Genomic DNA, 25,262 nt, shown 5'->3' on the forward strand with positions numbered 1-25,262 from the left:
GTGTGAATAACACGTTCGGTGCAATTCTCATCATGTGATACATTCCCCTTCGTGTGGACCGGGTACACGTTATCCGAAGCCCGAACGACATGAGTATCCGTCGCGTTCTTGTGTGGAGAACTGCACGAATCGGCGAGCGAGGGAGACGGGACGAGGTGCAATGTCTGGGCGGGATGCTGAATATCAGAATAGAGCCGACGGCAATACGCAGATCGCTTTTGTGGGCTTCCGTGGGCATCAAGGCTCCGAGTATCGCTCAGCCGCCGAGCTTCTGAGACACGTAAACGTCGTCGGGCTCGTCGACACTGAGGTCGCAGCTCATGAAGAGCGTCCGGGACGAGGTAGCCCCCCGACTTTCCGCTCGACCACGGCCTTACTCGAGGCTGTCGTTCCCGACGTCGCCGTGGTGACTGTTCCCCATGACCAGCACTACCGCGTCATCGCTGAACTCGTAGCTGCCGGGTGCCATGTGGTGGTGGAGAAGCCTCTCGTCCCTGATGTCGCAGAGGCTGAGCGTCTCTACGAGCTGTCGTGGCGGAGCAACCGATCAATCGTCACACTGACACAGCGACCGCTACGCCCGGAGTTCCGACTCTTGGAGACGCTCCTGCCGCGTGTGGGTGAACGCTATTGGGCGCAGTGGACCTACAACCTCGCGTTCCCCGCAGTTACCACCGGGTGGCGCGCGCGACGACGACAGGCGCGCGGAGGGGTCTTCCTCGACATGGGGTATCACCAGATCGACGTACTCTGTCGCCTGTTTGGTCCTGCGCGTGTGACGGCGGCTAGCAAGCATTTCCGCTACCCCGAGTCTCAGCGGGAGGACCTCGAGGATCTCATGTCGGTCTCGCTCGAGTTCGAACGCGGGGGCATGAGCTCCCATCTGCTTCTCTCTCGGCATGGCGCGGGGAAGAGCGAGACTCTCGAGATTCATGGCACGGAGGGCGTGATTCAGCTAGACGCTCGGCATGCGCGGGTCACTCTGTTCGGGCGAGACGGAAGCGTCCTCGATCAGTACGCGGGCCCAGATCTCGCGACGGACTCGCCGGCGGTCGTTCTGGGGTACTACCTCGAATTGATCTCAGATCGCCAGGCCGCGTTGGCGCACCTTCGGCACCACTGCTCGCTGGTCGCGCTCTGCCACGAGGTCTACGACGCTGCTGCCAGAGCGGCAGTCGGGCACCACCAGTCCATTGAGAGAACGGAGTCGACATGACCACCCTTCCGCTCGCCTCGGGAAGAGACGTGCCCGAGGTGAAGACGCCTCACCCTCACGAACCCTGGCCACCGAAGGCAACGGACCGAGAACTCGGGCGCCTCGCCGAGCAGCGCAACCTCGACCTCGCAATCCGCGGCAACGACGGACCGATTGTGGAGCTCGAACAGCTGTTCCGCCAGCGATTCACTCCCTCGATGAGGCACTCGATCGCATTCAATTCTGGGACCTCAGCGTTGCTGGCTGCATACATGGCGCTTCAGGTCGGGGAGGGCGACGAGGTCATCGCCCCTGTTCTGACCTATCACGCCGCGGTGAGTCCAGCCACCGCGCTGGGCGCGGTCGTTCGGTTCGCGGACATCGACCTCCAGACCCGCGGCATGGACCCCGATCACTTGGAGGAGCTGATCGGCCCTAGGACGAAGGCGATCGTGATCGTCCATCATTGGGGTCACGCGGCTGACATGACTCGGATCATGAATATCGCTGACCGTCACGGGGTTGCGGTGATCGAAGATTGCTCGCATGCCCATGGAAGCGCATTCGAGGGCACCCCGGTCGGCTCCTTCGGGAAAGTGGCGGTCTTCTCGCTGCAGGCTAACAAAGCGGTCTTCGCAGGTGAAGGCGGCGTTCTGGCGACAGATGATCAGGAGGTGGCGGACAGGGCGATCCTGGCCGGCCACTACCGTGATCGAGCCCTCCGTGACGTCGCAGCTGCGGATCTACACGCCTACTGGGAGTCAGGCTTCGGCTTCAAGCTGCGGATGTCCCCGTTCAATGCCATCGTCGGGATCGAGTCCCTGAGAGCCTTCGATGAGCTTGCGGGTGGACGTCAGGCCGCCTTGTCGTACATGAATGACCGACTGGCGGAAACGGGGTTGCTCGATCCGCTCGATGTCCCGAACGCCGAGTGGATGGGAGCGTGGTACGGATTCAAACCGCTGCCCTCCCACTCGGTTCGGACGAGGGTCGAGCGGTCCACGCTCGTCAGGATGTTGCAAGACGAGGGCGTCGAGGTAGACGCGCCCTCCGGGAGAATGCTGGTGAGGCTTCCGCTCTTCGCCGGACGGACCCCGTGGCGACGACCGGGGGACAATTCGACCAGACGTCCAACGGAGGACGAGATCGCATCGACTTTCCCGGTCGCGCATCTCGTCGAGTCGAATGCCTTGTCGCTACCCACGTTCTACCGCTGGCCCCATGATCGGTTTGTGATCGACGAGTATCTGCGAGCCTTCAGCAAAGTGGCACTCGCGATCGAGTCGGGCCGGATCCCGAACGACGAGCCGCGAGCAGACCGCGCTTCTTTGCCCCGCGACGGCCAGTCGCACGGGCGCTGAGCATCGGGCAGGGAGGATGATGATGAGACGGAGAGTTGCGGTTCTCGGAGTCACCGAGCTGACGGCGCGGTGCCTCGAGATCCTCGCGACCCGTGACGACTGCATCGTCGAGACGCTCGTTGTACCGGACAACGCCACGACGCGCTGGGGCGTGTCTCCGCTACTACTCGATACGGCCGCTGACCTGGAAGTACCAGTGATCTCCGAGAGTGACCTGATGAGTCTCGAAGGAACCAGAGAACTCGGCTTCGCCATCGGCTACCCCACCTTGCTCGGACCAGAGGTCATTTCTTGCTTCACTCGGAATATCGTTAACCTGCACCTGGCGCCTCTGCCGCGATACCGCGGCTCTCTGAAGACCTTGTCGATGGCGATGCTGAGGAGAGAACGCCATTTCGGTGTCACTCTCCACCAGATCGATGCGGGCATCGACACTGGTCCGGTGTTGCGAAAGCGGACCTTCCCCCTTCCTGATCACACCGATGTGTCCGACATGGTGCCGCTGCTCGTCGACGAAGCTCGTGCGCTCTTTGAGACCTCTCTCGACGAGCTGTTGCAGGACACACTCGAGCCGATCGCGCAGGGCGAGATCGATGGCGGGGTTTCCGAACTCGTGTGCCGGGCAGACCTCGACCACCTCCTCGACATACGAGTTCCGATCACCGTAGATGAGCTGGCATTGCGAAGGCGAGCTCTCACCTGGTCTTCGGCAGACCGACCGAGGCTGATCGGTGCCGACGGTATCGAAATCGACTGGCGCTCACTTCGAGGGCGTTTCCAGCGGCGGATGGGACCGGATGCCGCAGAGCCCCTCTCCGCATCGGTCGTCGGTGAAAGCGGTGCATATTTCGAACCGGTCTGGAGAGTGAATCTGGCCTTCACCCCGCTCGAACAGGAGCTTCTCCTGCACCAATCCGTGCGTCGTCTCGCATACGTCGCGCATGCGGGAGCCGCCTCGATTCTGTCTCCCCAGTCGTACTCGCGCCTGGATCATTCGCTGGGTCTCCTCGCCCTGGTGTCCGAATTGCGTCCGGATGATCAGGTGATGCGTGCGGCCGCCCTGCTTCATGACGTCGGGCACCTTCCGCTGAGTCACACGTTGGAGCCCATCCTCGGGGTCGACCACCACGAGAACGGAGCCGCGGTGGTGCGCAGGATGGGACCGCTGCTCGATCGCCACGGCATCCGCGTCGAGGAGGTTCTCGAATCGATGAGAGGCGAGGGTCCGTCCGCGCTCGGCTCCGGTGACGTCATGTCTCTCGATCACTTCGAGTCTTACGTACGAAGTGCGTTCGTGCACGGTACGACACGTGAAGATCCGCTTGACACCTTGCGACACATCGACCTGGTGGGCGGAGCTGTCTCGTGCGATAGCGAGACGGCGGAGTACCTCAGGGTTCTCGTGAGACAGGAGCTCCAACGTCAGTCGCATCCCCACAACGCGCGGGCCAACGCCATCGCCGGGATGCTTGTCACGGTTGCGCTCGAAGAGTCAGCGAGTGAGGGATCGCCGGACTTCGGACAGATGATCGACCTCGACCTCTGGGCGTGGTTGGGGTCGACGCCCGCCACCAGCCTCGCGACTCGCGACCTGTTAGTCAGTCCGGAGCACTGGTCGATTCACGCGGGCGACGAGTCGGAGGGCTTCGATCGAGGTCTGATTCACAAGATCTCGACTCGCTATGTCAACCCTCCGCTCCTCGCGGGCGGGCCCCGAGCATGGCAAGTCGACGAGTTCCTCGCTCAGAGTTCACACCCTTGCGAGTTCGTCGTTCAGGGCCCCCTCATCACGCAGGAGAGAGCTAGAGCCATGAACTCTCGACCGACTGTGTTCGGTCTTCGAGAGGAAGCGAGATGAAGGAGCCCGAGATTCCCGACGTTGCTCAGGAGTGCGGGACCGCACCGATCCTCTCGGCGTCCATCATGGCCCACCCGCGCCGTGCGGAGAACGCGAGACGGATCCTCGCCCACCTGTCGCCGCTCAGGGCTCGAATCGTTTTCGATCCGGAACCGTTCGGGTCGCCGTCGACGAGCAGAACGGCGAGGTTGGCGTGGCGGCCGTGGCTTCGTTCGGCGACGCATCACCTGGTCCTTCAGGACGATGTCGTGCTTCACCCTCGCTTCGTCCAGCAGATCCAAGAAGCTGTGGCCAGCCAACCCCGTGCCGCGTTGAGCTTCTTCTCGGAATGGGGGTCCTTCACATCGAACGCTCTTCGGGTCGCGGCGCTCGCCGGAGCGTCGTGGGTATCGCAGCCCGATACTTATCTCTCAACAGTCGCGATGGTGCTGCCGACCCGCGACGCGGAGCTCGCAAGCGAGTTCATATCCCAACATCCGGGCGATCCCGACGATGAATGTATGGGACGGTTCGTCCAGTCCCGTCGGATGGACCACTTCGTCAGCAACCCGAACCTCGTCGACCACGATGTCCTGTCTAGCCTGGTCGGGAACGGGAATCACGGCGTGCGACGCGCGACGAACTTCGTCGCAGACACCGCGGCACCAGCCACTTGGTGGTCGACACCCCCGCTGGATACCCCCGACAGGGTGCCGTCGCTGCACTGGCGAACGGGTACTCCCAGCTCCTACGAACGGTCATCTGAGGACGCCGCAGTCTGGACGATCGCTGCTCAAAGGGATCACTGGGGAGAATCTCAACCCGCCATCTCGCGGATCGTACGGAGATCGCTGGAGCCCCTCGGGTTCGAAACGCGGGACATTCGTTTCTACAACGCACTTCTCGGTGCGGCTCTGGTGCTGTGTGACCAGATCGCGCTCGCCGCGACTCTAGATCGGCGTGACGGCGACTTCGCCTCGCTGTGCGCGCGATCAGCTGTCCATTCCCTCGCTCCGGGGACTCTGCGCGGTGTCGCGCGGAACCTCGGCCTCGATGCTGACTCTCAGGAGATCGAGCGCACCTTCATTGACATCTACGAACGGGTGGACGCCCTAGTGCGGGGAAGCTCCGCGTCATGATGATCACGAGCTTCTGACGCCCGTCGTCTAGAAGCCCTCCGGCTCCCGCGGCGTGTAGGCGCTCTCCAGCGCATCGAGCTCTGCGTCCTCGAGACGGATGCCGGCGGCGGCGACGGCATCCGAGATGTGCGATGCCTTCGTCGCGCCGACGATCGGAGCCGTGACGGCCGACTGCTGCGCCACCCATGCGAGCGCGACCTGCGCCCTCGACACGCCCCGTTCGGAAGCGACCCGGGCGACGGCGTCCACGATCGCGCGGTTCGAGTCCTCCTCGCGTCGGTAGAGCGTCTTGCCGAAGGCGTCGGACTCCGTGCGCGCGGTGGTCTCCTCCCAGTCACGCGTGAGACGGCCGCGCGCGAGCGGCGACCACGGCAGCACGCCCACCCCGGTGTCGAGGCAGAACGGATGCATCTCCCGCTCCTCCTCGCGCTGCAGCAGGTTGTACTGGTCCTGCATCGACACGAACGGCGTCCAGCCGTTCTGCGCCGCCGTGTGCTGAGCGGTGACGAACTGCCACGCCCACATCGACGAGGCCCCGATGTACCGGGCCTTCCCCGAGCGCACCACATCGTGCAGCGCTTCCATGGTCTCCTCGATCGGCGTCTCGGGGTCCCAGCGATGGATCTGGTACAGGTCGACGTAGTCCGTGCCGAGGCGCCTCAGGCTGGCATCGATGCCCGAGAGGATGTGGCCGCGGCTGAGGCCCGCCTGATTCGCACCCGGGCCCATTCGTCCGTGCACTTTGGTGGCGATGACGACCTCGTCGCGGCGGGCGAAGTCGGCGAGAGCCCGCCCGACGAACTCCTCGCTCGTGCCGTCGGAGTACACATCGGCCGTGTCGAACGTCGTGATGCCTGCGTCCAGCGCCTGCCTGATGAGGGGTCGGCTGGACTCCTCATCGAGCGACCAGCCGTGCGTTCCGCGGTCCGGTGCGCCGAAGCTCATGCATCCCAGCACCACCTTCGAGATCTTCAGGCCGGATCGGCCGAGCCTCACGCTGTCCTCTGCACGCAGCATCCGACCGCCCTTCGCATCGTGGTCCTCCCACGATGCTCTCACGTCGGGGTCGGTCAGCGGCGTGCGAACGCGTCCGGGATGCGACGGCCTCAGCGCTCTCCGGAACGCCTTCGGATACTCCGGAGGCCTTCCGCTGTCAACCGCCCTGCGACCTCACGCGCTCGTGACGGAACATGGTGATCCGCACACGACCGAGGAGGGCACCATGACCAACATCGACGCTTTCGCCAACAGCTTCGAGCCGGAGATGCCGGGAGTCCCGGAGAGCGACCCGACGGACGGCACGTTCCCGACCGACACCCAGCAGCCCGACACGCAGGGCGATGACCCGATCGACGCCGAGATCGGCGAGGACGGTCAGGGCGACCTCTCGCCCGAGGACGAGGGCAGCCAGCACTCCGGCGACGCCCCCGTAGACCTCCGGGACGGCACCGAGTGAGCGACGCGGACACGAACGACCCGCGGCCCGAGGAGGTCGAGGCGGCAGCCGACGCGCCCGACCGCGACCCCATCGCCGCGCACATCGCCGATCGGAACGCCGACGACCCGGATGCCGTGGGCGACGTGCCCGCGGGCGGTGCCGGAGCCGATTCCGGCGGCGCAGGCGCGGTGCGCGTCGACCCCTCGTCCGAGGGAGAGGTGAAGGACGAGTCGATCCACAACGACGAACCCGGCATCGGGACGCGGCGTTCGGGCGACTGATCGGGGTACCGTGCCGGAAGGGGCGGTCGTATGCTGTGCCGGTGACTGACGCGCAGGACGACGGCCCCCTCTTCCACGGCACCAAGGTCGATCTCGCGGTGGGCGACCTGCTGACCGCCGGATTCCGATCGAACTACCGGCCCGAGATCGTGATGAACCACATCTACTTCACCGCGCTGCGTGACGGAGCGGGGCTCGCGGCCGAGCTCGCGCCCGGCGACCGCGAGCCGCGTGTCTACGAGGTGGAGCCGCTCGGCGCGTTCGAGGACGACCCGAACGTCACCGACAAGAAGTTCCCGGGCAACCCGACCCGGTCGTATCGCAGTGCCGAGGCGCTGCGCGTCGTGCGGGAAGTGCTCGACTGGACGCGGCTGTCGCCCGAGGCTCTCGCCGATTGGCGGGAGAAGCTCGCCGCGCTGCACGCCGACCCCCGCGCCGAGATCATCAACTGACGGGCTGCGGGCGCTGCGCGCGCTGCGGGCGCTGGGTGCGCCGTGCCAGGACGGCCAGCCCGCGGTCGACCACGACGTAGACGAAACCGACCGCGATGAGGGCGACGGTCAGCGCCACGATCCAGGTGCCGACTCCACCGAGCCCGAGGGCGTCGACGTCCATGAACGGGTACGGGTAGGTCTGGCCGGCGGAGAACTCGCCCCCGAGCGCCCCGTACACGAAGGCCCAGGTCAGGTAGGCGTACGGGATGAGCGTCCACAGCACCGGGTCGACCCAGCGGAACGACCCCTTCGGGACGAAGAGCAGCCAGTCCAGGATCAGAAGGGTCGGCGTGACGACGTGGATGAGAGTGTCGGTCAGGGAGAAGATGTCGTCATCGCCCGCGGCCACTCTCGTCGGGACGAGCACGACGAGGTAGATGAGCATCGTGACGGTGATCGCCATCATCACGGCACCGCTCCAGCGCGCACTCGGCGTGGAGGTGCCGACCGCACCGTGCTGTCTCATGTCCCGGACGGTGCGGACGACGAGGAGGAGCATCCAGCCCAGGCAGATCAGATCGCTCACCATCGTGTAGTACAGCAGGGTCGACCCGTCGGGCCGGCCGCTGAAGACCTCGGCGTTGCGCAGGACGCCGAGCAGGATGACCGCGAATGCGACGATGCGGAAGACCAGGGCGGCGGGCCGGGAGTTCAGAGCGGCGTCGGCGAGGAGGCGCACGGGCTGCCGCTCGACGGGGCCGGAAGCGGGTGCCGCGGACGAGGAAGCGGCGATTTCAGGCATCCCTCCAGGCTACGCGGTCGTCGGCGGCGTGCAGAATTCAGCATGAATGCTCCGCCGCGGCCCGGATCCGGTCGGATCCGGGCACACGCCGAGGATCTGTGCTGAATCGTGCACGGGGTGGCGCCGGAAGGAGGCCGGAACGAGGCGGGAGCGGAAGCGGATCAGCGCCGCACGGGGTCCGCGTCGCCGGCCAGGAACCGCTCGAGATCGCGACGGGTCGGCGCGGCCTCCCAGTCGCCGGGCACGAGGCAGGCCATGGCGCCGCAGGCGTTCGCTCGACGCAGGATGCCGTCGGTGTCGATCCCCTCGACGAGGCCGCTGAGGAACCCGGCGACGAATGCGTCGCCCGCGCCGACCGTGTCGACGACATCGATCGTTAATCCGCGAGCGTCGGTCACCGCATCGCGGGTGACGACGGAGGCGCCGTCAGGGCCGAGCTTGAACACGGCGGTGGCGCAGCCCGCATCCCGCAGCCGCGCGGCCGCATCGGCCGGCGACGCCTCGGGATAGAGGATCTCGAACTCCTCGACGCCGCCGAAGACGATGTCCGCGCGCTCGGCGATCTCCCGCAGGACCGGACCGGCGACGGATGCCGGCGCGAGGGCCGACCGGTAGTTGACGTCGAAGCTCACCGAGCACCCGGCATCCCGAGCGCGATCGATCGCGGCGTGGACCGCCGCCCGTGCGGTGTCGGACAGCAGCGGCGTGATGCCCGTGAGGTGCAGCAGCGAGGCCGACTCGACCCAGCCCTCCGGAAGGTCCGCCGGGTGTAGTCGCGATCCCGCGGACCCGGACCGGTAGTAGTGCACCGCGGTGGACGCGGCCGAGGGGCGCTCCTTCACCATCAGTCCGGTGGGGGCTCCCGCGTCGACCACGGCCCGCACGTCGACGCCGTCGCCGCGGATCTCCCGCACGACGCGTTCGCCCAGGGAGTCGTCTCCGACGCGACCGAGCCACGACACCGCCACGCCGAGCCGCGCGAGCCCGATCGCGACGTTGCTCTCCGCCCCGCCGATGCCGAGGCGCAGCTCGGTCGCATGGCGCAGCGAGCCGATGTCGGCCGCGCGGACGAGCGCCATGCTCTCGCCCAGCGTCACGACCGCCGGTCCGGCGGAAGCGGACGGCACGCCGGCGGAGGCGGACGGCACGCCGGCGGAGTGGACCGGCGCGCCGGATGCGGTCGTCACGCGTTGCCCCGCGCGCAGACCTCGACGAAGGCCGCAGCGCGGTCGCGCAGCGCACCGAGATCGCCGCCCGAGAAGGCGTCGCCGAGCAGGGGTCCGCCGACGCTGACCGCGACGGCGCCCGCCGCCAGCCACGCCTCGGCGCCCGCGAGGTCCACGCCGCCCGAGGGCACCGCGACGATGTCGGGGAACGGCCCGCGGAGGTCCTTCAGGTACGAGGGGCCCACCTGTCCGGCGGGGAAGACCTTGACGGCCGAGGCGCCCGCAGACCAGGAGGCGAAGAGCTCGGTGGGGGTGAGGCCGCCCGGCACGATCGGCACGCCGGCGTCCGAGGCCTGCGCGACGAACTCCCGCGAGGCGATCGGCGTGACGAGGTAGGTCGCGCCGGCATCCACCGCCCGGGCGAGCTGCTCGCCGTCGGTGACCGTGCCGATGCCGAGGTCGACGACGTCGCCGAAGCGCTCGAGCAGGTGCGGGAAGTGCGCGAAAGTGCCGGGCGTCGTGAGCGTCAGCTCGACGCTGCGGATGCCGGCATCGACCAGCACGTCGAGCACGGCGTCGTAGTCCGAGGCCTGCCGCGCGCGGGCGACGACGATCAGGCGGGAGTCGACCGTGCGGGCGGGGAGGGCGACCCGGGTGACCTCACCAGTCATGGACGGTCCCGTCGAGCAGCCGGTTCACCGGCAGGTACGCCTTGGTGTACTCGTGGCCGGCCGCGGCCTCCTCGTCGAGCTCGACGCCGAGACCCGGCTGCTCGCCCGGGTGCAGGAAGCCCTTGTCGAACGTGAACGACGTCTGGAACACCTCGAGGGTCTGCTCGTTGTGCGGCATGTACTCCTGGATGCCGAAGTTGTGGATCGCGAGGTCGAGGTGAAGGGCGGCGGCCATGCCGACCGGCGAGATGTCGGTCGGACCGTGGATGCCGGACTTGATGCCGTAGATCGCGGCGAAGTCGAGGAGCTTCTTCATGGCCGTGATGCCGCCGGTGTGGGTGACCGCCGAGCGGACGTAGTCGATCAGGCGCTCGGTGATGAGCGTCTGGTAGTCGAACACGGTGTTGAAGACCTCGCCGATGGCGAGCGGCGTGGTCGAGTGCTGGCGGACGAGTCGCAGCGCGGTCTGGTCCTCGCCCGGCGTGCAGTCCTCGAGCCAGAACAGGTCGTAGGGCTCGATGTCCTTCGCGAAGCGCGCGGCCTCGATCGGCGACATCCGGTGGTGTCCGTCGTGCAGGATGCGGAGGTCCGTGCCGAAGTCCTCGCGGATGCGCGAGAAGATCCCGGGCATGTGGTTCAGGTAGTTGCGGGTGTCCCACGTCTCCTCGGCCGGGCGGTCGCCCGAGCGCTTGGCGGGCTCGTAGTCGTAGCGCACGCCGGGGCCGGCGGCCGAGACGCCGTAGATCTGGCCGAGTCCGGGAACACCGGTCTGCACGCGCACGGCGGTGAAGCCCAGCTCCTCGTAGCCCGCGATCGCGTTCTTCAGCGCCTCGTAGTCGGTGCCGGATGCGTGCGCGTAGACGCGGACTCCGTCCCGGCTGGCTCCTCCGAGCAATTGGTACAGCGGCATCCCGGCCTTCTTGGCCTTGATGTCCCACAGCGCCATGTCCACTGCGGCGATCGCCGCCATCGTGACGGGGCCGCGACGCCAGTACGGGCCGCGATAGAGGTACTGCCAGGTGTCTTCGATGCGGTCCTCGTCGCGGCCGACGAGAGTCGAGGCGACGTGGTCGGAGAGATACGAGGCGACAGCGAGCTCACGGCCGTTGAGAGTGGCGTCGCCCCAGCCGACGATCCCGTCGGAGGTGGTGATCTTGAGCGTGACGAAGTTGCGTCCGGGGCTGGTGATGATGACGTCGACGAGCTCGATGGTCATGGCGTTCTCCTGGAGGTGCGGGGTGGGAGGTGCGGGGTGCGGCTGTTCGGGCAGCCGCACCCCTGGTCGTGATGACCTGTCGGTCAGATCGCGTCGCGCGGGTCGGTCAGGTCGCGACCGGCCACTTCGGGCATCCAGATCGATGCGATCAGCGCGCAGAGGGTGAAGACCACGAGCATGATGATGACCGGGATGAACGAGCCGGTGACGGCCGAGACCCACGCGGCGGCGATGACCGGACCGATGCCCGTGGCGACGATGGCGGCGATCTCCCGCGCCATGGCCGTGTACGTGTAGCGGTTGCGCGAGCCGAAGAGCTCCGGAAGCGTGAGGTTCTCGAGCGACGCGAAGCTCATCACGGCGAGGTTGTGCAGCACGACGTAGCCGACGAAGACCTGCAGAGTGTCCTTGCTGCTGATCATGAGCATCGTCGGGACGATGACGATGAGCGCGATGATCGCCCACACCATGTACATGCGCTTGCGGCCGAAGCGGTCGCCGAGCCAGCCCGAGAGCGGCACCGTGATGAACGCCACCAGCGACGAGACGATGACGGCGTTGACGCCGATCGAGCGGTCCAGCAGGAGGACGACCGTGATGTAGCTGATGAGGTAGGTCTGGATCATGCCGGAGTTGCCGGCCTGGCCGAAGCGCAGCAGCAGCGCGATCGAGAACGCCTTCCACGGCTTGCGCTGCATCGCCTCGAGCGTGCGGATGTCGTTGGTCTCGGTGGCGAGCTTCACGACCTCGTCGCGGGAGAGTGCCTTGCCGTCGACCACGTCCTCGCGCTCTTCGAAGACCGGGGTCTCCTTGAGGTTGAAACGCACCCAGATGGCGAAGAGCATGATGACGGCGCTGGCGATGAACGGGATGCGCCACGCCCAGGCGATGACCTCGTCCTCGCTGTAGGCGACCAGGAGGATGGCCCAGATGCCCGACGCGAGCAGCGTGCCGCAGTTGGTGCCCAGCGCGACGAGCGAGGCGATGATGCCGCGCCGCTTGGCCGGTGCGTACTCGGCGAGCATGACGCCCGCCCCCGAGATCTCGGCGCCCGCGCCGAAGCCCTGGGCGATGCGCAGCAGCACGAGCAGGACCGGGGCGAGCACGCCCACCTGGTCGTAGGTCGGAAGCACGCCGATGAGCGTGGTCGCCAGGCCCATCAGGAGGATCGTGTAGAAGAGGACCTTCGTGCGGCCGGTCTTGTCGCCGAGGCGGGCGAAGAAGAACGCGCCGACCGGGCGGGCGACGTAGCCGACGCCGTAGGTCGCCATCGCCGCGACGACCGCGACGGCGGGGTTCTCGGACGAGAAGAACAGGTCGGCGAACACGAGCGCGGCGGCCAGCGAGTAGAGCTGGTAGTCCATGAACTCCAGCGCCGTGCCGAGCCATCCGGAGACCGCTGCGCGGACGAGGTCGCGGACCGACCTCTTCGCGGTGGGATCGACGGCGGCTGCCGTCGTCTGCTGTTCTGACATGGGAGGTACTCCTTCGGACCAGGAACGGTGGGTGCGCGAGGGGCGCGAGGGTGGGTTAGAGGGACAGCAGGACCTTCGCCGAGGCGGACGAGTCGCGAGCGAGCTCGAAGGCCTGGACGGCGTCGGATGCCGGGACGACGTGGGAGATGACGGAGTCGAGGGCGTCGGATGCCGACAGCAGGGCGACCGCGTCGTCGATCTCGGTCGAGAAGCGGAAGGCGCCGCGGATCGTGAGCTCCTTCGCGAGCATCGGCGCGAGGTTGACGCCGATCTCGGCGTTCGGCAGCATTCCGACCTGCACCACGGTGCCGGCGCGTCGGACGGCGCGGACGGCCTGGGTCAGGGCCACGGCGACGCCGGAGCACTCGAAGACGACGTCGTACGACTCGTTCTCGATCGCATCGCGGCCGACGAGGTGCAGCTCGGTCGCGCCGAGGGTACGAGCGCGGTCGAGGGGCTCGTCGCGCACGTCGCCGGCGGCGACGGTCGAGGCGCCGGCGTTCTTCGCGGCCGCGACGACGAGGAGTCCGATGGGACCCGCACCGATCACGAGTACGCGGCGGCCGGTCAGGTCGCCGGCGAGCCCCGCGGCGTGGATCGCGACGGCGAGCGGCTCGGCGAGCGCCGCACGCTCGAGCGGCAGGCCCTCCGGGAGCACGCGGATCATGTGGTCCTCGACGATCAGCAGCTCGGATGCTCCGCCCTGGCGGTGCGGGTCGGCGGCGGCGCTGCCGAGGTAGTCGCCGCCGGCGCGCAGGTGCGGGCGGTCTTCGAGGCCGGGCACGGATGCACCGTAGCGCGCGGGGTGGACCGTGACGGGCGTCCCGGGGGAGAGGCGGCCGGACGGGTCGAGGTCGACGACGCCGGAGAGCTCGTGACCGGGGGTCAGCGGCTCGCGGATCGTGTACTCGCCGTTGGCGCCGTGGAAGTAGTAGTGCAGGTCGGAGCCGCAGATGCCGACGTAGTTCACCCGGAGGCGGACCTCGCCGTCGCCGGGGGTCGGGACCTCGCGGTCCTCCCAGCGGATGTCCTCCTTGCCGTGGATGGCGAGAGACTTCATGGCTGCAGCTCCTCTGCGTCGATGAGTGATGATGTCGTCGTCCGGGAGGCCGAGACGGCGTCGGAGATCGCGGCGTCGACGCCGCGACGCCGGATGGTGTCGATGAACTCGCCGACGCGGGCGATGAAAGCATCCTGCGACGCGATCTCCTCGCCGAACAGGTGCAGTTCGGCGATCGCGCGTCGGGCGAGGTCGTGGCCGGAGCGCGCGGTCGCCGCCAGCGCGGCGAGCCGCTCGCGGGCGCCGTCGGTCATGGCCGCCGCGTGGACGCCGGGATCGAATCCGGGGAGCGGGGCCAGGCACGACAGGTAGCCGGCGACGGTCAGCGCGATCAGGTGCGGCATGTCGCCGCGGTGCAGCGCCAGGAGTGCAGGCTCGGGAATGCGCTGTCGCAGCTTGACCGAGCCGTCGGTGCCGACCTGGCTGGTGCGATGACCGAGGGCGCTGTTCGCCCAGCGCTCGAAGAGCTCGCTCTCGTAGGCGCGGACGTCGACGCCCGAGGGCAGCTCGATCGACGGCTCGTACTCGGCGCGCATCACGGCGCGCGCCGCGCTCTCGATGCCGTCGAGGGCGATCGCCTCGGGGATCGTGCCCGCACCGCTGAGGGCGCCGAGGTACGCGATCAGGGAGTGCGTCCCGTTGAGCAGGCGCACCTTCATCTGCTCGTATCGGCCCACCTCATCGGTGAACACCGCGCCGCCGGCCTCCCACGCGGGGCGGCCCCCGGCGAAGCGGTCCTCGATCGCCCACATGGTGAAGGGCTCCGCCGGCACGGGGACGTCGTCCCTCGCTCCGAGCAGCCCGCTGACCCTGGCGCGCAGCTCCGGAGTCGTCGCGGGGACGATGCGGTCGACCATGCTGGAGGGGAACGTCACGTGTCTGTCGAGGAAGGCGAGCGCCTCGGCGCCCTGAGACCCGGGGAGCTCGGAGAGGAACTCGCGGACGAGCTTCTCGGTGTGCGTGCCGTTGGAGGAGAGGTTGTCGCAGCTGAGGACGGAGATCGGCGCACCGCCCGCGGCCGCCCTGGACTGGAGCCCGCGGGCCAGCTGACCGACGGCCGAGCGCGGTGCGCCGCCGGCGAGGTCGGCCCGCACGACGGCGTCGTCGAGGTCGAGGTGCTGCGTCGCGGGGGAGTAGCTGTAGCCGTTCTCGGTGACGGTCAGGGTGACGATGCGGATGCCGGGATCGGCGATCTGCGAGACGACGCGCTCGGGCTCCTCGGCGCCGACGAAGGCGTCCGTGTGGACGCCGGGCACGGTGAGCGTCGTCGAGCCGGGCGTGATCGTCGCCACGGAGTAGAGGAGGTCCTGCGCATGCAGAGCGTCGACGATCGCGCGGGACCGGGAGGCCACTCCGACGATCCCCCAGTCGCCGCCGTCGGCCTGGAGCGCCGCCGCCGTGTAGACGGCCTGATGGGCGCGGTGGAAGCTGCCGAGGCCGAGGTGCAGGATGCCGGCCGAGCCGGGCGAGACCAGCGGAGCGGCGCTCGCCGGGGTGGTGCGGCCGAGGACCGGCGTGTCGTTGCTCACGCGGTGGCTCCTTCGCTCTGGCCGGCGCACTCTTCACGGTGATCGGCGATGATCGTCATGTAAGCAGTGTGTATCAGTTGTACAAACTTGTCAAGAAGTTTTGCATCGCCCGCCCTGACCGTAGGATTGCCTCGAACCCGGAGGTGGACATGGCAGCGACGCTGACCGACGTGGCGCGGCACGCCGGAGTGTCCATCGCGACGGCATCCCGAGCCTTCGGGGAACCCGACAGGCTGGCGCCCACGACCCTGGGACGCGTGCTCGAGGCGGCGAGCGAGCTCGGCTACGCGACGCCCCAGTCGGCGACCGCGACCCGCACCTTCGGCGTCGTCGTCCCCGATGTGTCGAATCCCGTCTACGCCACCCTGCTCAAGGCGATCCAGGGACAGGCATGGCACGGTCGCCACCGCATCGTCGTCTTCGACGCCGACGAGGATCTCCGTCGCGAGCGCGAGCAGGTCGAACAGGCGCGCAAGCTCGACGGCATGCTGCTCTGCTCGCCGCGACTCCCCGACGCCGATGTGCTCGATCTCGTCGGCGACACCCCCTACGTCGTCGTGAACCGCCAGATCGACGGGGCGCCGTGCGTGCTGATGGACGCCGAGCACGGCCCTGCACAGGCGATCGAGCACCTCGCCGCCCTCGGCCACACCCACATCGCCTATGCGGCGGGGCCGCGAGGGTCCTGGGCCGACATCCGTCGCGCCGACACCATCGCACGGGCCTGCGAGCGCCACGGCATCCGCCTCACGATGCTGAGCCACCAGGCGGCGTCGATCCAGGGAGGGCGTGCCGCCGCCGCGCCGGCCGCCGCGAGTGGCGCCACGGCCGTCGTCGCCTACAACGACCTCGTCGCGCTGGGGCTCGAGTCCGGGCTCCTGGAGCTCGGCAAGCGCTGCCCTGCGGACATCAGCATCGTCGGGATCGACGACATCGACCTCGCCGGAGCCGTCACCCCCGGCCTCACCACCGTGCGGATGCCCATCGCCCGCAGCGGGGCGCTCGCCGTGGACCTGCTGCTGCAGGCGATCGTCGGCACCCCCATCGACACCGCGGCGCCGCTCGGCTCGCAGCTCATCGTGCGGGCGTCGACGGCCGCTCCGTCGACCTGACCGCCGGACGGTCGGCACGGGCGTCGACGGCGATGCCGGACCCGACCTCACGCGCCTCGGTCGACCGCGCCCCCGAAGTAGACCTCGACCGTGTGCACGGCGCCGTCGCGCACCTCGAGCGCCTCGACGTTCCGGTACCGGGTGCCGTCGACCACGTACTCGTAGCGATGGAGCACGAGGCCGTCGACCTCGATGAGCTGCAGAGTGGTCGCCGGGGCGTCGAAATGGCCGGCGGTCGGGAAGCAGATCCGTAGCCAGGCGTCCCGGTCGAGGTGATCGTCCTGCGGGCTGGTGAAGTCGAAGTCGTCGGCCATCAACCGCTCTGCAGCACCGCGATCCTGCTCGCGGAAAGCCCTCATGAAGTCCTGCACGACTGCGGTGGCGGCGCTCATGGCGCGAGCCTACGCCGGTGACGACGGCGCCGGGTGCTCAGTCGTCGCGGAGGGCTTCGGTCACCGCGGCCTCGACGTGCAGTGCGGTCGTCGGGAACACGGGGACCGCGGCGTCGTCCGCAGACACCAGGAGCTCGATCTCGGTGCAGCCCAGGATGATGCCTTCCGCGCCGGCGGCGACCAGGCGGTCGATGACCTCCGTGAACCGCCGGCGCGACTCGTCGCGGATCACGCCGTGCACGAGCTCGTCGTAGATGATCGAGTGCACGGCACGCCGGTCCTCGGCATCCGGGATCAGCGTGCGGATGCCGTGCGCGGCGAGCCGCTCCGCGTAGAACGGCTGCTCCATCGTGAACGCCGTCCCGAGGAGTCCGACGGTCGTCAGTCCCGCGGAGGTGACGGCCGAGGCGGCGACGTCGGCGATGTGCAGGAACGGGATGCCGACGGCATCCCGGATCCGATCCGCCACGAGGTGCATCGTGTTCGTGCACAGGACCAGCAGCTCGGCGCCGGCGCTCTCGAGTGCTGCCGCGCGGTCTGCGAGCAGCTGCCCTGCGGCGTCCCAGTCGCCGCGCGCCTGCAGGGCCTCGATCTCGGCGAAGTCCACCGAGTCGAGCACGATCTTCGCCGAATGGTGACCGCCGAGCAGCTCTCCCACGCGCTGATTCGCGAGGCGGTACCACTCGAGCGACGATTCCCAGCTCATGCCGCCGAGCACTCCGATGGTCTTCATGTTCCGCTCTCCCGAGTCCGCTCGATCCCCGCCGAGCGAGACCAGGGTACCGGTCACCGCGTCTCGGACGGAGGAAGCCGGACACCGGACGGCGACATGCTCGTGTTCCACGGCTGGGACGACCTCTTCATCTACCGCGGACTCGTCGCGCTCCCGCTCGAGTGGGACGGCAGCACCCCGTCGGTCCGACTCCCGGGGGCCGACCGCTGGCGCCTGATCGTCAGGCGTCCACGACGGCGCCCTGCAGCGCGTGCACGACCGGTGCGAGCTCGGGCTGCTCGACCGCGTCGCCGAGGGTGCGCTCGAGCGCTTCGTCGTGGATCGGGTGCGCCCGTTCGAACAGCTCCTGTCCGGCGGGAGTGAGCTCGGTGTAGATGCCGCGCCGGTCGTCGGCGCAGAGGATGCGGGTCAGCAGCCCCCTGTCTTCGAGGCGCGTGACGAGCCGTGTCGTCGCACTCGGGCTCAATGCCGTCGCGCGGGCGAGCTGCTGCATCCGCATGTGCCACCCGTCCTGTCGGCTGAGCGCATCGAGCACGGTGTACTCGACGACCGAGAGGCCGACCGAGGCGCCCAGCGCCCGTTCGAGCTCCGCCTCGATGATGCCGTGGAGCGCGGCCAGGGTGCGCCACCCGCGGGCGCGGATCTCGACGGCGTCGTCCGAGATGCCCATGCTGACCTCCGAAGTAGTTGCTTGCGCGGGATAATTGCGTGTGCAATGATTATCCCTCGTGACGCAATATACCGCGTCTGCAACTACTTTACCAGAGGACCTCGGAGCACACCATGCCACTCGGACTCATCGCACTCGCCATCGGCGCCTTCGGGATCGGACTCACCGAGTTCGTGATCATGGGTCTCCTCCCGGACGTCGCCGCGGACTTCGCGGTCACGGAGGCCACCGCCGGATGGCTGATCTCCGGCTACGCGCTGAGCGTCGTCGTGGGCGCGCTGGGTCTCACCGCGGCGACGACGCGACTGCCGCGCAAGCCGGTGCTGCTGGGACTCGTCGTGCTCTTCATCGCGGGCAACGCGCTCACCGCCCTCGCCCCCGATTACACGGTCGCCATGGCCGGTCGGGTCATCGCCGCCCTGTGTCACGGCGCGTTCTTCGGCATCGGCTCGGTCGTCGCCGCCGAGCTCGTGGCGCCGGAGAAGAAGGCCCGCGCGATCGCCATCATGTTCACCGGCCTCACCGCCGCCAACGTCTTCGGCGTGCCCTTCGGCACCTTCCTCGGTCAGCAGTTCGGCTGGCGCTCGACGTTCTGGGTGATCTCGGCGATCGGCGTCGCCGCCTTCGTCGGCATCGCGCTCCTCGTCTCCGCTCCCCGTGCCGCAGCGGAGCAGGTGAGCCTGCGGAGCGAGCTCCGCGCCTTCCGCTCTCTGCAGGTGTGGCTGTCGCTGATCGTGACCGCCCTCGCCTTCGGGGGCATGTTCGGCGCGTTCACCTACATCGCGTACACCCTCACCGCGGTGTCCGGCTTCGCCGAGACGACCGTGCCGTGGCTGCTCGTGCTCTTCGGCGTCGGGCTCGTCGCCGGCAATTGGATAGGCGGCCGTCTCGCCGATCGCTCGATCGATCGCACCCTGCTCGTCTTCATCGCCGCGCTGGTCGTCGTGCTCGTCGGCTTCGGTCTCCTGGCCGGGTCGCAGCCCGCGACGATCGCGATCCTCGTGCTCATGGGAGCTTTCGGCTTCGGCACCGTCCCGGGACTGCAGAGCCGCATCATGCACTACGCGGGGGAGCGCCGACACTCGCCTCGGGGGCCAACATCGGAGCCTTCAACGTCGGCAACGCCCTCGGCGCGTGGGCCGGAGGACTCGGCATCGCCGCGGGCCTCGGATACGTGTCCCCGATCTGGATCGGCGCAGCCATCACGGCATCCGCTCTCGTGGTGATGACCATCGCGGTCGTCCTCGCCCGGCGACCCGTCGCGTCGCCGACCGAGTCCCTGCAGACCGCTGGCGTCTGAGCGTCCGCTGGAGCGTCAGCCGAAGCGCTCGTTGACCTGCGGGTCGAAGAGGCGGTAACCCAGAGAGTGCATCACGTCGATGATGGCGTTGAAGTCTTCGCCGTCCTCGATGCCGTAGCCGTCGAACCTGGCGTGCTGAGGGTGGATGTTGACGTCGAATGCCGGCGAACCGTCCGGATCCGCGCCCGGCGGCTGGAGGATGAACTGGTGGTCGCGTCTCTCGCCGGATCGCGTCCAGCCCGAGAGTTTCGTCGCCAGTGCGTCGACCAGCTGATCGGCGTCGACGTCGCGAACGCCGACGATCGTCTCAGCATCGAGCCTGCGGTATGTCTCGAGCGGATCGAGGTCGTCCCCGCCCGCCCAGAAGGTCAGTTCATAGCCCATGCGGAGATCATGACCGATCACCACCGGTATGGCAGTCCCGTGCGGGCGTGGTCTACTGCGCCCGCATGAAGGCCTCGGCGGCCGCGACCTGCTCGTCGGAGGGGCGGATGCCGGTGTAGAGAACGAACTGCTCGAGGGCCTGGAGGGTCGCCACCTCGGCTCCGGTGATCACGGTCTTTCCCTCGGCGCGGCCGGCCCTGATCAACGGGGTCTCGGCCGGCAGGGCGACGACGTCGAACACGACGGATGCCGCGGAGATCTGCTCCTCGGAGAACGACACGGCGTGCTCATCGGCGCCGCCGGCCATCCCGATCGGAGTGATGTTCACGATGATGTCGGCGGTGGCGTCCCCCGCATCCGCGATCCAGGCGAAGCCGTAGAGGTCGGCCAGCGCGCGTCCGCGGTCCTCGTTCCGCGCGACGATCGTCACTCGTGCGAAGCCGGCGTCGCGGAATGCGGCCGCCGTGGCCTTCGCCATCCCTCCCGATCCGCGCAGCAGCACGGAGGCGGCCGGGTCGAGGCCGTTGCGCTCGATCAGCTGGGCGATCGCGCTGTAGTCGGTGTTGTGCGCGGTGAGCACGCCGTCGTCGTTCACGATCGTGTTGACGGAGTCGATCGCCGATGCGGATGCGTCCATGCGATCGACGAGCGCGATGACGTCCTCTTTATAGGGCATCGAGATCGCGCAGCCGCGGATGCCGAGTCCGCGCACGCCGGCGATCGCCTGGCCGAGGTCGGTGGGTGCGAACGCCTTGTAGATCCAGTTGAGGTCCAGCGCCTCGTAGAGGAAGTTGTGGAAGCGCGTGCCGTTGTTGCTCGGCCGGGCCGAGAGCGAGATGCACAGCGTCATGTCCTTGTTCAGCATGGTCACGCTCTCAGGCTACTCGGGCGCCCGCGTCGCCCGGCGTCGGCCGACGGACGTCGTCGCGGACCCCCATGGCGCGATCACGGCGGCTCCCCTAGTGTGAAGGTGCATGCACAGGGGATTGATCGTCTCCGTCTACCCCAGACGACGGGCTGCCTTCCCCAGAGGCAAAGGCGATCCGTGCATGCGATTGGGCCCCCTCGAGTCGCTCAGTCCCCACTGGGCCGCTCGAGGGGGCCGCTATCTCGCGGCTTTTCGCACATTTTTCGACTTTGTCCCCCAAATGGGGGACAAAAGGCCCGCGGAGGGGTTACGCTGGTATCTGACGCACCCTCCGGTCGTCTTCGGCCCTCATCGCTCCCCCCGCGGTGAGGGCCACACCATTTCCCGGAGCATCGCCTCCGCCGCCCGTCGTGACCGTGTGTGTCGCGGTATGACCGCTCATGCAACATTTGGGTTACGGGCCGAATCCGGGATTTCCACGCGGCGCGTGCTCCACTAGCGTGGGTCTCGTCGGTGCTACCTGCGTCGGCTTCTTTCTCAGCAGAACAGGCAGTACATGAGCACCCAGGGCACGGTCAAGTGGTTCAACTCGGAGAAGGGCTTCGGCTTCATCTCCCCCGACGACGGCGGCGCTGACGTCTTCGCGCACTACTCCGCCATCCAGTCATCCGGCTACCGCTCTCTCGAAGAGAACCAGCGGGTCGAGTTCGACGTCGCGCAGGGCCCCAAGGGCCTGCAGGCCGAGAACATCCGTCCGGTCTGACGCAGGACGAACTCCGAACTCCCCGACCGGGGGTCCGCACCCGTGCGGCCTTCCGGCGGGGAGTTCTGTGCGTCCGGGGGCACGTGAGGGGCGAAGGACTCCGCGTCGGGGCACCGTGATGGGCGGAGAACTCCGCGTCGGGCGGATGCTCGGCGCGGGCGCCTCCGCCCGTCGGGGAGAACTCCGCCCGACGGGGTGAGAGGCGTCAGGCGAGGAGCAGTGCGCGGAGCTCGTCGACGGATGCGGCGCGGAATGCAGCCTCGTCGCCCTCGTCCGGGTTGCTGAAGCCCCACTCGACGAAGACCACGGGAACGCCGTTGGCGTTGCCTCCGGCCACGTCGTGATGACGATCGCCGACGAGCACGGGGCGGGAGACGTCGACGCCGTGTTCGGTCAGTCGACGCAGCGCCTCGGCGACGATGTCGGTCTTGGACGCGAGCGTCGCCTCATCGGGGGTCGCTCCCACCGTGGTGAGGAAGTACGGCCGCAGCCCGAAATGGTCGACGATGGCGTCGACCTGCATCTCCGGCTTGGAGCTCGCCGTCGCCTGCGGCACCCCGGCGGCGTGCAGGTCGCGGATGAGCTCGGGCACTCCCGGATAGGTGGCGACATCCGTCGTGTAGCCGTCGGCCTTGCCCAGGGTGCGATAGAACGAGACGGCCTCGGTGGCCTGCTCGGGCGTCATGCCGGCCTGCGTCTGGAAGGACTGGAACATCGGCGGACCGATCCAGTGCACCAGTTCCTCGCGGGTCGGCGCCGGGTGGCCGAAGTGGGTGAGCGCGACGTTCAGACGGCGGAGGATGCCGACCGAGGCGTCGATGATCGTGCCGTCGACGTCCCACAGCACGCAGGAATAGGGGGATTCAGCCATGCTTTCCAGCCTATGGGCACATCTCCTGCACCGATTCCGCGGCCGGGCTCTCCTGCACCGATTCCGGATGCCGACGCGGGGATTCCGGGATGCCGGATTCGAGGTCGCTAGCGTCGTGACATCGCCGTGTTCGTCGAGAAGGATGGGGGCATGTTCGTGTCGGTGGAGATGATGACAGTGATCGGCTGCGCGGTCTCGATCATCGTCGCGTTCGTGAGCGCCTGCGGCTGGTTCCTCACGCGGATGGACGCACGGTTCGGGGCTCTCGACGCCTCGATGGGAACTCGGTTCGCCGCTCAGGACGCACGGATGGAGGCCGGGTTCGCGGCTCAGGACGCGACGATGGACGCCCGGTTCGCCGCTCAGGACGCGGCGATGGAGGCCCGGTTCGCGGCTCAGGACGCACGGATGGAGGCCCGGTTCGCCGCCCAGGACACACGATTCGACCGGCTGGAGGATCGGTTGAGCGGCGTCGAGCACGAGTTGTCGGAGGTGAAGGTCGCGGTGGCGCGGCTCGAAGGTCCGCGGACACGACTCCTCACCTCCCGCTGATCCTCAGAAGAGCCGGGGGATGCCCGACTCGATGCCCTTCATGTCGTCGTAGTCGAGCACGAGGCAGCGGATGCCGCGGTCCTCGGCGAGCACTCGCGCCTGGGGCTTGATCTCCTGTGCGGCGAACACGCCCTGCACCGGCGAGAGATGCGGATCGCGGCCCAGCAGCTCGAGGTAGCGCGTGAGCTGCTCGACGCCGTCGATGTCGCCGCGGCGCTTCACCTCGACGGCGATGGCGACGCCCGCGGCATCCCGCACGAGGAGGTCCACGGGCCCGATCGCCGTCGGGTACTCCCGGCGCACGAGGGTCGCGCCCTCGGCGATCAGATCGACCTGCTCGGCGAGCAGACGCTGCAGGTCGGCCTCGACGCCGTCCTTCTGCAGACCGGGATCGATGCCGAGGTCGTGGTTCGAGTCGTGCAGGATCTCGTAGATCTGCACCCGCAGAGCGTCACCGGTCTTCTTGTGCGTGACGCGCCAGACCTCGACGACGCCGGCGCTCGCCTCCTCCTCGCCCGGAACCTCGGGCGACAGCGAGCACGGCGGGCTCATCCAGTTCAGGGGCTTGTAGCTGCCGCCGTCGGAGTGCACGAGCAGACTGCCGTCTCCCTTGTGCACGAGCAGGCGCGTGGCGAGGGGGAGGTGGGCATTGAGCCGCCCGGTGTAATCCACGGAGCAGCGGGCGATGACGAGACGCACCCGTCGAGCCTACTTCGTCGGGCGACGTGCACTGACGGACCGCCGCTCACCCCTGGCGCGTCGACGCCGACGCGGCCGTGCGAGACGACATCTCCTCGGCGCGGAGCGGCCGCGCGGCTCCCGAGAACAGTCCCGAGAGCACCACGAGGCCGACGAGGATGAACAGCGTGTTCAGCAGACCGATGTGCTCGCTGATGAAGCCCAGCACCGGCGGGCCGCCGAGGAACGAGATGTAGCCGATCGTCGCGGCGGCGCTGACTCGCGCAGCCGCCTTCGCCGGGTCGTCCGCGGCGGCGGACATGCCGAGCGGGAAGCCGAGCGATGCGCCGACTCCCCAGAGTGCCGCGCCGACGAAGACGAGTGGCAGAGACGGCGCCAGGATGAAGAGGAGGATTCCGGAGGCGGCGGCCACCGCGAGCACGCGCAGCACGACGACGCGGCCGAACCGGTCGACGAGAGGCCCGCCGAAGATCCGCACGGCCGTCATCGCGACCGAGAACGTCGCGAGCGCCGCGGCGCCGAGGGCGGATCCGCCGCCGTGGTCCTCCGCCACGCCCAGCGCCAGCCAGTCGTTGGCGCCTCCCTCGGCGAAGGACATGCCGAGCATCACGACGCCGATGGCGTACGTGCGGGGTTCGCGCCAGGCCACCAGCGCGGTGTGCATGCGCTCGCGCCACGGCGCCTTCTCGTCGTGAGCGGACGAGGGGTCGAGCGCCTCCTCGCGGCGCGGCACGTTGGCGATGCTGATGACGCCGATGACGGCGATCACGACCGCGACCGTGAGCGTGTGCGTGAAGACGTCGATCTGCAGCTGGGCGGCGAGAGCGCCGAGCGCGGCGCCGATGACGGTGCCGAAGCTGAAGAAGGCGTGGAAGAGCGGGAGGATCGTCTTTCCCGACTGCTGCTCGATCGCCGTCGCCTCGACGTTCATCATCACGTCGACGCAGCCGTTGCCGAGGCCGAACAGCACGAGGCCGATGAGGACGACGGCGTACGAGCCGAGGACGTTCGCGCCGATCCCGATGAGCGCGACGCCGGTCGCGAAGGTGGCGATGGACACCATCATGCCCAGACGAGCACCGGTGCGGGCCATGATCGCGGGACTCGTCGAGATGCCGATGATCGAGGCGATGCCGGCGCCGAGCAGCAGCATGCCGACCTGCGCCTTGTCGACCTCGAGGGCGAGCTTGATGGACGGGACGCGCGAAGCCCAGGTCGCGATCGACAGACCGCTGGCGAGGAAGATCGCGAAGATCGCGGTCCGCCAGCGCACGTACTGGGAGCGGGTGAGGGCGGTGTCCATGAGCCACAGCA

Annotated in this window: 26 protein-coding genes and 1 pseudogene; 11 read left to right on the plus strand and 16 right to left on the minus strand. The window is 68.4% G+C overall.

Going from position 1 to position 25,262, the window contains the following annotated elements; all coding sequences use genetic code 11:
* Window positions 1–160: 160 nt before the first annotated feature.
* From A4X16_RS17610 to A4X16_RS15410, 4 genes are read left to right on the plus strand one after another with little or no spacing between them, the layout of a single operon-like run.
* The gene (locus A4X16_RS17610; RefSeq protein WP_082914501.1) at window positions 161–1,216 is read left to right on the plus strand and encodes a Gfo/Idh/MocA family protein; all 1,056 of its coding nucleotides are present in this window, start codon (window positions 161–163) and stop codon (window positions 1,214–1,216) included.
* Complete coding sequence (locus A4X16_RS15400; RefSeq protein ID WP_067122192.1) at window positions 1,213–2,556, plus strand: aminotransferase class V-fold PLP-dependent enzyme; 1,344 nt, start codon at window positions 1,213–1,215, stop codon at window positions 2,554–2,556. The genes A4X16_RS17610 and A4X16_RS15400 overlap by 4 nt, the downstream gene beginning before the upstream one ends.
* A 22-nt stretch (window positions 2,557–2,578) precedes the next feature.
* Window positions 2,579–4,414 carry a formyltransferase family protein gene (locus A4X16_RS15405; protein ID WP_197491855.1) on the plus strand — a complete coding sequence of 612 codons (1,836 nt, stop codon included), beginning with the start codon at window positions 2,579–2,581 and terminating at the stop codon, window positions 4,412–4,414.
* Window positions 4,411–5,532 carry a hypothetical protein gene (locus A4X16_RS15410; protein WP_067122198.1) on the plus strand — a complete coding sequence of 374 codons (1,122 nt, stop codon included), beginning with the start codon at window positions 4,411–4,413 and terminating at the stop codon, window positions 5,530–5,532. The genes A4X16_RS15405 and A4X16_RS15410 overlap by 4 nt, the downstream gene beginning before the upstream one ends.
* 27 nt (window positions 5,533–5,559) lie before the next feature.
* Here A4X16_RS15410 and A4X16_RS15415 read toward each other — a convergent pair whose 3' ends face one another.
* On the minus strand, window positions 5,560–6,549 hold the full coding sequence (locus tag A4X16_RS15415) for an aldo/keto reductase (protein ID WP_067122201.1): 990 nt from the start codon (window positions 6,547–6,549) through the stop codon (window positions 5,560–5,562).
* Window positions 6,550–6,754: 205 nt separating this feature from the next.
* Here A4X16_RS15415 and A4X16_RS17940 point away from each other — a divergent pair, with 205 nt between their 5' ends.
* Genes A4X16_RS17940 through arr form a run of 3 tightly spaced genes read left to right on the plus strand, consistent with a single transcriptional unit; the run spans window position 6,755 to window position 7,703 of the window.
* Window positions 6,755–6,988: a hypothetical protein gene (locus A4X16_RS17940; RefSeq protein ID WP_157560245.1), complete on the plus strand. Its 234-nt coding sequence runs from the start codon at window positions 6,755–6,757 to the stop codon at window positions 6,986–6,988.
* Window positions 6,985–7,251 carry a hypothetical protein gene (locus A4X16_RS15425; protein WP_067122204.1) on the plus strand — a complete coding sequence of 89 codons (267 nt, stop codon included), beginning with the start codon at window positions 6,985–6,987 and terminating at the stop codon, window positions 7,249–7,251. The genes A4X16_RS17940 and A4X16_RS15425 overlap by 4 nt, the downstream gene beginning before the upstream one ends.
* Before the next feature lie 41 nt (window positions 7,252–7,292).
* Entirely contained in the window at window positions 7,293–7,703 is a 411-nt protein-coding gene (arr, locus tag A4X16_RS15430; RefSeq protein ID WP_067122314.1) for an NAD(+)--rifampin ADP-ribosyltransferase, read from the plus strand.
* On the opposite strand, the gene A4X16_RS15435 is transcribed toward arr, so the two are convergent.
* From A4X16_RS15435 to A4X16_RS15465, 7 genes are all read right to left on the minus strand, one after another.
* Window positions 7,696–8,487: a Pr6Pr family membrane protein gene (locus tag A4X16_RS15435; RefSeq protein WP_157560247.1), complete on the minus strand. Its 792-nt coding sequence runs from the start codon at window positions 8,485–8,487 to the stop codon at window positions 7,696–7,698. The genes arr and A4X16_RS15435 overlap by 8 nt on opposite strands.
* Window positions 8,488–8,648: 161 nt before the next feature.
* On the minus strand, window positions 8,649–9,614 hold the full coding sequence (locus A4X16_RS15440; RefSeq protein WP_082914510.1) for a sugar kinase: 966 nt from the start codon (window positions 9,612–9,614) through the stop codon (window positions 8,649–8,651).
* A gap of 56 nt (window positions 9,615–9,670) precedes the next feature.
* Window positions 9,671–10,324, minus strand: coding sequence for a bifunctional 4-hydroxy-2-oxoglutarate aldolase/2-dehydro-3-deoxy-phosphogluconate aldolase (locus A4X16_RS15445; protein ID WP_067122207.1), 654 nt, complete (start codon window positions 10,322–10,324; stop codon window positions 9,671–9,673).
* Window positions 10,314–11,540, minus strand: coding sequence for a D-mannonate dehydratase ManD (gene manD, locus A4X16_RS15450; protein ID WP_067122210.1), 1,227 nt, complete (start codon window positions 11,538–11,540; stop codon window positions 10,314–10,316). Before manD ends, A4X16_RS15445 begins: the two co-directional genes overlap by 11 nt.
* Before the next feature lie 83 nt (window positions 11,541–11,623).
* Window positions 11,624–13,015, minus strand: a complete 1,392-nt coding sequence (locus tag A4X16_RS15455) for an MFS transporter (RefSeq protein WP_067122213.1) — start codon at window positions 13,013–13,015, stop codon at window positions 11,624–11,626.
* Between the two features lie 55 nt (window positions 13,016–13,070).
* A complete protein-coding gene (locus A4X16_RS15460; RefSeq protein WP_067122215.1) occupies window positions 13,071–14,075 on the minus strand; it encodes an L-idonate 5-dehydrogenase in 1,005 nt (334 codons plus the stop codon).
* A complete protein-coding gene (locus A4X16_RS15465) occupies window positions 14,072–15,604 on the minus strand; it encodes a mannitol dehydrogenase family protein (protein WP_067122218.1) in 1,533 nt (510 codons plus the stop codon). Before A4X16_RS15465 ends, A4X16_RS15460 begins: the two co-directional genes overlap by 4 nt.
* 149 nt (window positions 15,605–15,753) lie before the next feature.
* On the opposite strand from A4X16_RS15465, the gene A4X16_RS15470 reads away from it, so the two are divergent.
* The gene (locus A4X16_RS15470) at window positions 15,754–16,716 is read left to right on the plus strand and encodes a LacI family DNA-binding transcriptional regulator (RefSeq protein ID WP_067122221.1); all 963 of its coding nucleotides are present in this window, start codon (window positions 15,754–15,756) and stop codon (window positions 16,714–16,716) included.
* 47 nt (window positions 16,717–16,763) lie between these two features.
* Here A4X16_RS15470 and A4X16_RS15475 read toward each other — a convergent pair whose 3' ends face one another.
* From A4X16_RS15475 to A4X16_RS15485, 3 genes are all read right to left on the minus strand, one after another.
* Window positions 16,764–17,108: a DUF4440 domain-containing protein gene (locus A4X16_RS15475; protein ID WP_067122224.1), complete on the minus strand. Its 345-nt coding sequence runs from the start codon at window positions 17,106–17,108 to the stop codon at window positions 16,764–16,766.
* Window positions 17,109–17,145: 37 nt separating this feature from the next.
* Entirely contained in the window at window positions 17,146–17,841 is a 696-nt protein-coding gene (locus A4X16_RS15480; RefSeq protein WP_067122322.1) for an aspartate/glutamate racemase family protein, read from the minus strand.
* A 220-nt stretch (window positions 17,842–18,061) separates the two neighbouring features.
* The gene (locus A4X16_RS15485; RefSeq protein ID WP_067122227.1) at window positions 18,062–18,511 is read right to left on the minus strand and encodes a MarR family winged helix-turn-helix transcriptional regulator; all 450 of its coding nucleotides are present in this window, start codon (window positions 18,509–18,511) and stop codon (window positions 18,062–18,064) included.
* Window positions 18,512–18,624: 113 nt separating this feature from the next.
* Between A4X16_RS15485 and A4X16_RS15490 the strand changes: the two are divergent.
* Window positions 18,625–19,811 (plus strand): annotated as a pseudogene (locus tag A4X16_RS15490) (MFS transporter).
* Window positions 19,812–19,826: 15 nt separating this feature from the next.
* On the opposite strand, the gene A4X16_RS15495 reads toward A4X16_RS15490, so the two are convergent.
* Together A4X16_RS15495 and A4X16_RS15500 are read right to left on the minus strand one after the other, a co-directional pair.
* Complete coding sequence (locus A4X16_RS15495) at window positions 19,827–20,195, minus strand: hypothetical protein (protein WP_067122231.1); 369 nt, start codon at window positions 20,193–20,195, stop codon at window positions 19,827–19,829.
* Between the two features lie 52 nt (window positions 20,196–20,247).
* On the minus strand, window positions 20,248–21,066 hold the full coding sequence (locus tag A4X16_RS15500; protein WP_197491856.1) for a shikimate 5-dehydrogenase: 819 nt from the start codon (window positions 21,064–21,066) through the stop codon (window positions 20,248–20,250).
* Between the two features lie 553 nt (window positions 21,067–21,619).
* Between A4X16_RS15500 and A4X16_RS15505 the strand changes: the two genes are divergently transcribed.
* Window positions 21,620–21,826 (plus strand): cold-shock protein, encoded by a 207-nt coding sequence (locus A4X16_RS15505; protein ID WP_017203899.1) that lies wholly within the window; start codon window positions 21,620–21,622, stop codon window positions 21,824–21,826.
* A 205-nt stretch (window positions 21,827–22,031) separates the two neighbouring features.
* Here A4X16_RS15505 and A4X16_RS15510 read toward each other — a convergent pair whose 3' ends face one another.
* A complete protein-coding gene (locus tag A4X16_RS15510) occupies window positions 22,032–22,697 on the minus strand; it encodes an HAD hydrolase-like protein (RefSeq protein WP_067122234.1) in 666 nt (221 codons plus the stop codon).
* 150 nt (window positions 22,698–22,847) lie between these two features.
* On the opposite strand from A4X16_RS15510, the gene A4X16_RS15515 reads away from it, so the two are divergent.
* Window positions 22,848–23,249 carry a hypothetical protein gene (locus A4X16_RS15515; RefSeq protein ID WP_067122237.1) on the plus strand — a complete coding sequence of 134 codons (402 nt, stop codon included), beginning with the start codon at window positions 22,848–22,850 and terminating at the stop codon, window positions 23,247–23,249.
* Between the two features lie 3 nt (window positions 23,250–23,252).
* Here the strand turns inward: A4X16_RS15515 and nucS are convergent, their stop codons facing one another.
* Together nucS and A4X16_RS15525 are read right to left on the minus strand one after the other, a co-directional pair.
* Window positions 23,253–23,948: an endonuclease NucS gene (gene nucS / locus A4X16_RS15520; RefSeq protein WP_067122240.1), complete on the minus strand. Its 696-nt coding sequence runs from the start codon at window positions 23,946–23,948 to the stop codon at window positions 23,253–23,255.
* Between the two features lie 46 nt (window positions 23,949–23,994).
* Window positions 23,995–25,251, minus strand: coding sequence for an MFS transporter (locus A4X16_RS15525; protein WP_082914511.1), 1,257 nt, complete (start codon window positions 25,249–25,251; stop codon window positions 23,995–23,997).
* Between the last annotated feature and the right edge of the window lie 11 nt (window positions 25,252–25,262).

This window comes from Microbacterium sp. H83 (assembly GCF_001650405.1).
In the GTDB taxonomy this organism is placed as follows: domain Bacteria; phylum Actinomycetota; class Actinomycetes; order Actinomycetales; family Microbacteriaceae; genus Microbacterium.